The sequence below is a fragment of the Acutalibacter sp. genome (assembly GCF_056800975.1).
Genome location: NZ_JBQISV010000093.1, coordinates 1 through 7,851, shown reverse-complemented (window position 1 = coordinate 7,851; position 7,851 = coordinate 1). Strand labels below are relative to the sequence as shown.

Sequence of the window (7,851 nt, the reverse complement as noted above, 5' to 3'; positions counted from 1 at the left end):
TTTCCGGTTTTTAAAAAAAGCCCTAAGCCCGCCCCCCATCACACAAAACAAAAAAGCCGGCCCTGAACGCAGGGCCGGCTTTTTCCATAGCTCCCCAAAAAGAACCGAAGCCCAAGCCCCCCATGATTCAAGACTTGCCAGAAAGGCGACAATATGCTATAATGTCCATATGACATTTCAGTAGAGCCGAAACTGCGAAGTAGTTTTAGAAATCGCGGCAGCGATTTCCCAATACGCAAAGCGGCTTGGAGCTATGCTATAATATACAAACCAAGGGAGTTTCCCTCTATAAAAGAACCGGAAAACTCCCATCGAATGGTATCCTATATCACAGCCGCGTCCTGCCCAGGCCAAACGCAGAAACCGGCAGGCGCGGCCTTCAAACATCACAGAAAGGCATGATGGTTCATGGTTCGGAAAAGCTTTCTTTTGCTGGCCGCAGGCATATTGCTTTTGCTGACTGCCTGTACCGGTCAAAAACCCCAGCCCCAGGAGGAGCCGCCCGCCTCCCGTACAGTGGCCCTGACCGTGTGGGGTGCCGAAGAGGATGAGGCGCTGCTCAACGAGCTTTTCGCCTCCTTTCAACAGCAGTATGCGGGCCAGGCGGATTTTGAAATCACCTACCAGCCTCAAAGCGAGTCAGGCTGCAAAGACGCCCTGCTGGCCGGCCTGGAGGGCGGGCCGGACGTGTTCGCCTTTGCGGACGACCAGCTGGCGGCATTGGCAGCGGCCGGGGCGCTGGCCCCCTTAGAGGACACGGCGGCCGTCAGCAGCGCCAATCTACCTGCCGCGGTAGAAGCGGCCAGTGTGGACGGCAAGCTCTACGCCTACCCCCTCACAGCAGACAACGGCTATTTTCTATACTATAATAAGGCTTATTTTTCCGACGAGGACGTGCAAAGCTTCAACCGCCTGGTAGAAGCGGCGGCAGAGGCCGGCAAGCTGGTGACCATGGATTGGTCCTCCGCCTGGTATGTGTACGCCTTTTTCGGCAACACCGGCATGGAGGTGCGCATCAACGACGACGGCATCACCAACACCTGTACCTGGAACAACTCCGAGGGGCCCATCCGCGGGGTAGACGTGGCCCAGGCCATGCTGGACATTGCGGCCAGTCCAGGCTTTGCCAGCCGGGTAGACACGGACTTTCTGGCCGGGGTGCAGGACGGCTCCGTGGCGGCAGGGGTCAGCGGCGTGTGGAACGCCGTGGCGGTAGAAGAGGCCTGGGGCGAGAACACCGGAGCCGCCAAGCTGCCCGCCTTTACCTGCGCCGGCCAGGAAATCCAGATGGCCTCCTTCTCCGGCTGCAAGCTCATCGGGGTCAACGCCTATTCGCCCGAGGCGGAGTGGGCGGCCCGCCTGGCCGAGTGGATCACCAGCGAGAACGGCCAGGCCCGCCGTTTCGCGGTGCGGGGGCAGGGGCCCTCCAACATACGCGCCGCCAATTCCCCCGAGGTCCAAAGCTCCCCTGCCATTGCGGCCCTGCTGGCCCAGTCCGAGTTTTCCCAGCTGCAGCGGGTGGGGGGAAAATTCTGGGACCCGGTCACCGAGTTCGCCGGAAACATGGCCCTGGGCAACCCTGACGGCGTCCCCTTACAAGAGCAGCTGGACCGGCTGGTAGAAGGGGTCACAGCCCGATAGGGGGCTAGCCCGGCGGCACAGATGCAAAAATATGACTCGGAGGGGATTCCCATGAAAGGCAAGCTGACCCTACAGCAGCGCCTGATTCTGCCCATTGTTCTGCTGGGCCTGGTGGCGCTGCTTTCCAACATAGCGGCCGTGTTTGGCGTCAACAATGTCAACGCCAAGGCCAACACAATCGTCGACACCTACATGGCCAGCGAGACCAAGCTGGAAGAGATCCGGCGGTCCATGATGGGGATACACCGGCTGGCCCTGTCCCATATTGTGGCGGCGGACCACAGCACCATGATCCGTCTGGTCCAGGAGATCAAGGATGAGGAGGCGGCATTGGACGAACAGCTGGCCGCCTACGAAAGCTTTGTCCCAAAGGAGGAGCAGGAGGCCTATCAGTCGCTTCTGGCGGACTACGCCTCCTTCAAGCATGCCCTGGTCAAGCTGGTGTGCGCCAGTGCCGACAGCAAAACCCAAGAGGCCTACGCCATGGCCAACGGAGACGTAGCCTCTTACGGCAGCGCGGCGGAGGGATGGATCGACGCCCTGTCCGCCTCTGTCAGCGTCCAGGCGGACACAGCCCGTGATAACCTGTTTTTCGTGTACCTGACCTCGCTGATCATCAGCGCCTGCACCCTGACCGCCGGCGTCGTCCTGGTGGCTGCGGCGTTCCGCATTATAAAAAGGTACGTCATCGCCCCAATCCGCCAGGCCATGGGCACCCTGCAGGACAGCTCCCAGCGTCTGGGCGGGGTGGTGGGGCAGGTGCACGACCGCATCCACAGCTCCAGCGGCAGCGTGCAGGCCCTTTCCAGCCTCACCTCCCAGCTCTCCGCCGCGTTGGAGGAGGTCTCCAGCAGCGCGGGGACCATCAACGGCAGCGCGGCCGGAACCCGTGCCGACGCCCGGGACATGGCGGAGGAGTGCGCCGCCATCACAGCCTATTCGGTAGAAATGCGGGGGCGGGCGGAGGCAGTGGAGGAGACCGCCCGGGAGAATATGGAGTCAGTCCGCGCCCGCACCCAAGAGATCGTCTCCCAGCTGAGCTCAGCCATTGAAAAGAGCAAAAGCGTGGAGGAGATCAGCAGCCTCACAAAAGACATCCTGTCCATCTCCTCCTCTACCGACTTGATTGCCGTCAACGCCTCCATTGAGGCGGCCCGGGCCGGGGCGGCAGGCAGAGGCTTTGCCGTGGTGGCCCAAGAGATCCGCAGCTTGGCCGACTCCTGCGCCGAGACCGCCGGGCACATCCAGCGGGTGAGCGGCGTGGTCACCGGGGCAGTCGACTATCTGTCCGGCAGCGCCCAGGAGCTGGTGGAGTATCTGGGACACACCGTCCTGGAACAGTTCCAACGCTCAGCCGCCTCCGGCAAGCAGTACCGGGACGACGCGATTTATGTTGAGGGCAGCATCGAGGCCTTCAACAGCCGGGTAGAGCGTCTGGGCGCCGCCATGGACGAGGTGGCGGGCTCCATCGCCAACATTTCCAACGCCATCAACGGCGCGGCCGAGGGCGTAAACGGCGCGGCAGGCCGCACCCAGGACCTGGTGGAGGACATGGCCGGCATCACAGAAGGGATGTCCACCAATGAGGAGATTGTCGGCGAGCTCCAAAAGCAGATGGAATCCCTGGCAAACCTATAAACCGGTCCCACGCCCCCAATATAACGACGCACAAACGGGCTCCATACTCAAAAGGTATGGAGCCCCTTTTGATACGCAGATATAACCGGCAAAACCAAAGCATCCCCGCAAACTCATCATAAAACCACTGACCTGAAAGCAAACCAGGGCCAGTGCAACGCTTTCTGGGCAGATTTTTGCCATGAATACTCTTGCAGTATGCGGGCACACCTGCAAATTCCTGCCATGAATCTGACAAAAATCCACTCCCAAATCATATGCGAACACGCCCCGGCAGGGCGCACCCCCACAAACGCCGCCGTCCACGCGCATACAGACCATATAGTAAACGCAGCTGCGCAGGCACACCCACGCCGCGAGATATCACCTTGTTTGATTGACAGCAGCACGCCACAGCAATCGCCAGCTGCCTGCCCACACCCTACAGAATAGAGAAACGGCATAGCCCGAAAGCCACGCCGTTTCCCAAATATAACTGTCTATGAAGAGCCCCGCCCGCAGGCAGCGCCCTTCTCATGGGGCACAATCAGACATTCGCCTTCAGCCAGGCAACGTCCTCCTTCAGGCAGTCAATCCGGCTCTTGCCGTCATAGCTGGCCTCGCGCTCTACCACATAAATCACGCCGTCCCGCTGAGCGTCAGCCGCCGCCTTGACGGCCTTCCAGTCCACAATGCCGCTGCCGGTGGGAACATTCAGCTTGTCCCGCTCCTGCATCTTCGCAATGAACTCAGGGGGGAAGATGGGCTTGCCGTTCTCATCCAGCTCGAACTTGGGCCACTCCGGAGGATTCTTCCGGGAAGCAGCCGGGTCCGGGCCAATCACCGCGCCGTTCTCCTTAATGTGAATGGCCGCAATACGCCCGGCATGGGCCTTAATGTACTCCACCGGGTCAATGCCCGCCGCAGAGGCCCACCCGCAGTCAATCTCAAAGGCCACGGTCTCCGGGTCGGTGTTCTCCATCACCCAGTCGAACAGGTACTTGTCCTGGTCCTTGTTGAACTCCTGGGTGTGGTTGTGATAACCAATGGTAATGCCATATTTCTTGGCCTCAGCGCCCCACTTGTTCAGCTCGGCAGCCACCTCCTTGGCCTCCTCCGCGTCGCAGAAGGAGGTCATGGGGCAGGCAACATACTTCACGCCCAGCTGGGCCAGATAGGGCAGATGCTCGCCCATCATCTCAAAGGGCACATGGGCGGAGACAGCCTTAACGCCCGCCTCCTCCAAGGCCTTCTTAATGTCCTCAACAGGCACATCCTTATAGTCCTGGGCAAACTCCACGCCAGCGTATCCCATCTCGCCGGCCTTCTTGATCTTCTCCACAGCGGAGAGCGGGCAGTCATGGCCAAAGGAATACAGTTGCAGATTGATATTTTCCATGCTCTCTACCTCGCCGCCGCCTTAAAACTTAATGGCCTGGCCGGTCTTGGAGGACTGATAGATAGCGTCCAGAATCTTGGTGACCACAAAGGCCTGGTCGGCGGTGACAAACAGCTCGCCCTCGCCCCGCAGAGCCTTCACCCAAATGTCATGCTCCTTAGAGAGGGGAGCGGGGCCCTGGCTGAAGCCGGGAATGTAGCCCCGAACCTGCTCGCCCACCCAAGAGATGGTCTGCTGGTTGGCCACAATGTGGTTCAGGCGGACACGGCCCTCCAGGGTGTCCAGACCGCCCTTGGTGCCGCACAGCAGAGTGTGGGCCTGGTTGTCGCAGCCAGCCTTCTCAGCCATGTTCAGCGCCCAAGAGGCACGCAGGTTAATCACAGCGCCGTTCTTCATCTTAATCTGGCCTACCGCGGAATCCTCCACGTCATAGGTCTCGTTGTTCCAGTGGTCGGGGTCGCCCATCCAGTTGTTCTGGCCCTGATGCTCGGGGTCCAGCAGACGGCCCAGCTTCTCAAAGGAGGTGCCGACTACATAGTCCACGTCATAGTTGTTCATCAGGAACAGGGTGTTGTCCAGCGCATGGGTGCCAATGTCAATCAGGGGACCGCCGCCCTGCTTGGACTTGTCGGTGAACACGCCCCAGGTGGGCACGCCCCGGCGGCGCAGGTAGGTGGCCTCCGCGTAGTAGATATCGCCCAGCCAGCCGTCAGCAACAACCTTGCGGGCAACAGCGTTCTCATGGAAATGACGGTACTGATAGCCAATGGTCAGCATCTTGCCGGTGCGGTCCCGGGCGTCCAGCATCTTCTGGGCGTCCTCGGGGGTAGCGGCCATGGGCTTCTCGCACAGAACATGCTTGCCGGCCTCAAGAGCGGCCACGGTAATCTCGCAGTGGGCGATGTTGGGGGTCAGCACATGCACAGCGTCAATGCTGGGGTCGGCCAGCAGCTCATGATAGTCGGTGTAGACCTTGGCGTCAGGGGTGCCATACTCCTTGGCGGCCTTCTCGGCGCGCTCGGGAATCAGGTCGCAGAAAGCGCACAGGTCAACATACTCTGTCTGCTGGGACATGCCGGGCAGATGCTTCTGGTTGGCAATGCCGCCGCAGCCGATGAAACCAATCTTCAATTTAGCCATGGGAATCAATCCTCCTATTTTTCATATGCTGTGTTCTCCGAATGGGGAGGACGCCGCATATTGATTACAAGTCTATTGTACCGCAAGAGGAAGAAAAAGTAAAGCTCTATTTTGTGATTTTTATAGAAATAATTTGTTCGACAGCTGGATTATTGGAAAACTTGGCTTGTCCTCAAACAAGCGGTTTGGTTAGTTTACATAAAGCCTGTTCAAGGCCGTACCAATAAAGCATGGCGCAAATCCTTTCGATGAATTTCGCGGGCTTCGCGCTTTGAAAAGCCTCGAAAAGCAACGGCCTCTCTTGCGGCGTCCCCCTGAAATCCCACAAAATCCTCTCGAAAATCCTTGCGCCATTCCTACTTGGTATCGCTTCTTAATACTGCCGTCCCCAATACACCATATGCTTGGCAGGCTTGCCGCAGCAGGCGCACACATCGCTGATGTGCTCCTCCTCAAAGGGAATGCACCGGCTCTTCACGCCGCCGGTCTCCTCCTTCAGCCGGTCCTCGCAGGCGCTGTCCCCGCACCACATGGCCTTGATAAAGCCCGGCTTATGGGCGGCAATGTCCAAAAACTCCGCATGGTCATGGGCCGCAAAGGTCTTCGAGTCAAAGTTCTCCTGGGCCCTGTGCAGCATGCTGTCATGAACGATGTCCAGGCAGTTTGCCACAGTCGCTTCCAAGCCGTCCAGCGGTACAACAGCCTTCTCCCCGTTGTCGCGGCGTACCAGCACACACTGACTCTGCTCCATGTCCTTGGGTCCAATTTCAATCCGCAGCGGCACCCCCTGCATCTCATACTGGGCAAACTTCCACCCCGGGGAGTTGTCGCTGCCGTCCAGCTTCACCCGGAAGTTTTCGCTGAGCCTGTCCCGCAGCTCCGCCGCCTTTTCTAAGACCCCGGGCTTGTGCTGGGCAATGGGCACAATCACTACCTGAATGGGGGCAATGCGGGGGGGCAGCACCAGGCCGTTGTCGTCCCCGTGCACCATAATCACCGCGCCGACCAGCCGGGTGCTCATGCCCCAAGAGGTCTGGTGGGGGGCATGGAGCTGGTTGTCCCGCCCGGTAAAGCTGATGTCAAAGGCCTTCGAGAAGCCGTCCCCAAAATAATGGGTGGTGCCCCCCTGCAGGGCCACGCCGTTGTGCATCATGGGCTCCAAAGTATAGGTGGCCTCAGCCCCGGCAAACTTCTCCTTCTCGGTCTTCCTGCCCACCACAGGGGGAATCGCCAGCGCGTCCCGGTAGACCTCCTCATACAGCCGCAGCATCTTCAGGGTGAACTCCTGAGCCTCCTCCGCAGTCTCGTGCATGGTGTGGCCCTCCTGCCACAAAAACTCCATGCCCCGCAAAAAGGGCCGGGTGGTCTTCTCCCACCGCATCACCGAGCACCACTGGTTATAGAGCTTGGGCAGGTCCCGGTAAGAGTGAATCACCTTCTGATAGTGCTCGCAGAACAGCACCTCGCTGGTGGGCCGCACATACAGCTTCTCGCTCAGCTCCTCGCCGCCCCCCCGGGTGACCACCGCGCACTCCGGGGCAAAGCCCTCAATGTGGTCCTTTTCCTTCTGCAAAAGGCTCTCGGGAATCAGCATGGGCATGGCCACATTCTGCACGCCCAGCTTCTTAAAGCGGGCGTCCATCTCCCGCTGAATATTCTCCCAAATGGCATAGCCGTAGGGCTCATACACAATGCAGCCCTTCACGCTGGAATAGTCCGCCAGCTCCGCCTTTTTCACCACGTCTGTGTACCACTGGGCAAAGTCAACCTCCATGGAGGTGATGTCCTCCACCTTCTTTTTCTGCTGCGCCATGATAACCGTCCTCTCTTTTTCGCTTTTTCCCTAATTATAGCGGCTGTGCCGGGGTTTTGCAAGGGGTTTTTGCTGACAAGCCGCGAAAGGGGCAGTAATAATAAAAGAAGCCCCGGTAATGGGGGCTTACATAGAGGATACTTTCTGCGTGAGTACGCGATAAAGGTGGTTAGCCACTTCACCCGAAAGGGGGTGCTTCATTTCCCGGAGTTTACACGAAGGGAGGCAGCGCGTTATGGGA

5 protein-coding genes are annotated in these 7,851 nt (G+C 59.4%); 2 read left to right on the top strand and 3 right to left on the bottom strand.

Annotated features, from left to right (window positions below; all coding sequences use genetic code 11):
* Nucleotides 1-408 precede the first annotated feature (408 nt).
* Nucleotides 409-1,641, top strand: coding sequence for an extracellular solute-binding protein (locus tag ACTO5E_RS09155; protein ID WP_482303128.1), 1,233 nt, complete (start codon nt 409-411; stop codon nt 1,639-1,641).
* Nucleotides 1,642-1,692: 51 nt separating this feature from the next.
* Nucleotides 1,693-3,279, top strand: a complete 1,587-nt coding sequence (locus ACTO5E_RS09150) for a methyl-accepting chemotaxis protein (RefSeq protein ID WP_482303126.1) — start codon at nt 1,693-1,695, stop codon at nt 3,277-3,279.
* Between the two features lie 526 nt (nt 3,280-3,805).
* Here the strand turns inward: ACTO5E_RS09150 and ACTO5E_RS09145 are convergent.
* From ACTO5E_RS09145 to proS, 3 genes are all read right to left on the bottom strand, one after another.
* Nucleotides 3,806-4,657, bottom strand: a complete 852-nt coding sequence (locus ACTO5E_RS09145; RefSeq protein ID WP_482303124.1) for a sugar phosphate isomerase/epimerase family protein — start codon at nt 4,655-4,657, stop codon at nt 3,806-3,808.
* Nucleotides 4,658-4,678: 21 nt separating this feature from the next.
* Nucleotides 4,679-5,797, bottom strand: coding sequence for a Gfo/Idh/MocA family protein (locus ACTO5E_RS09140; protein ID WP_482303123.1), 1,119 nt, complete (start codon nt 5,795-5,797; stop codon nt 4,679-4,681).
* 373 nt (nt 5,798-6,170) lie between these two features.
* Nucleotides 6,171-7,610, bottom strand: coding sequence for a proline--tRNA ligase (gene proS / locus ACTO5E_RS09135; RefSeq protein ID WP_482303122.1), 1,440 nt, complete (start codon nt 7,608-7,610; stop codon nt 6,171-6,173).
* Nucleotides 7,611-7,851 lie beyond the last annotated feature (241 nt).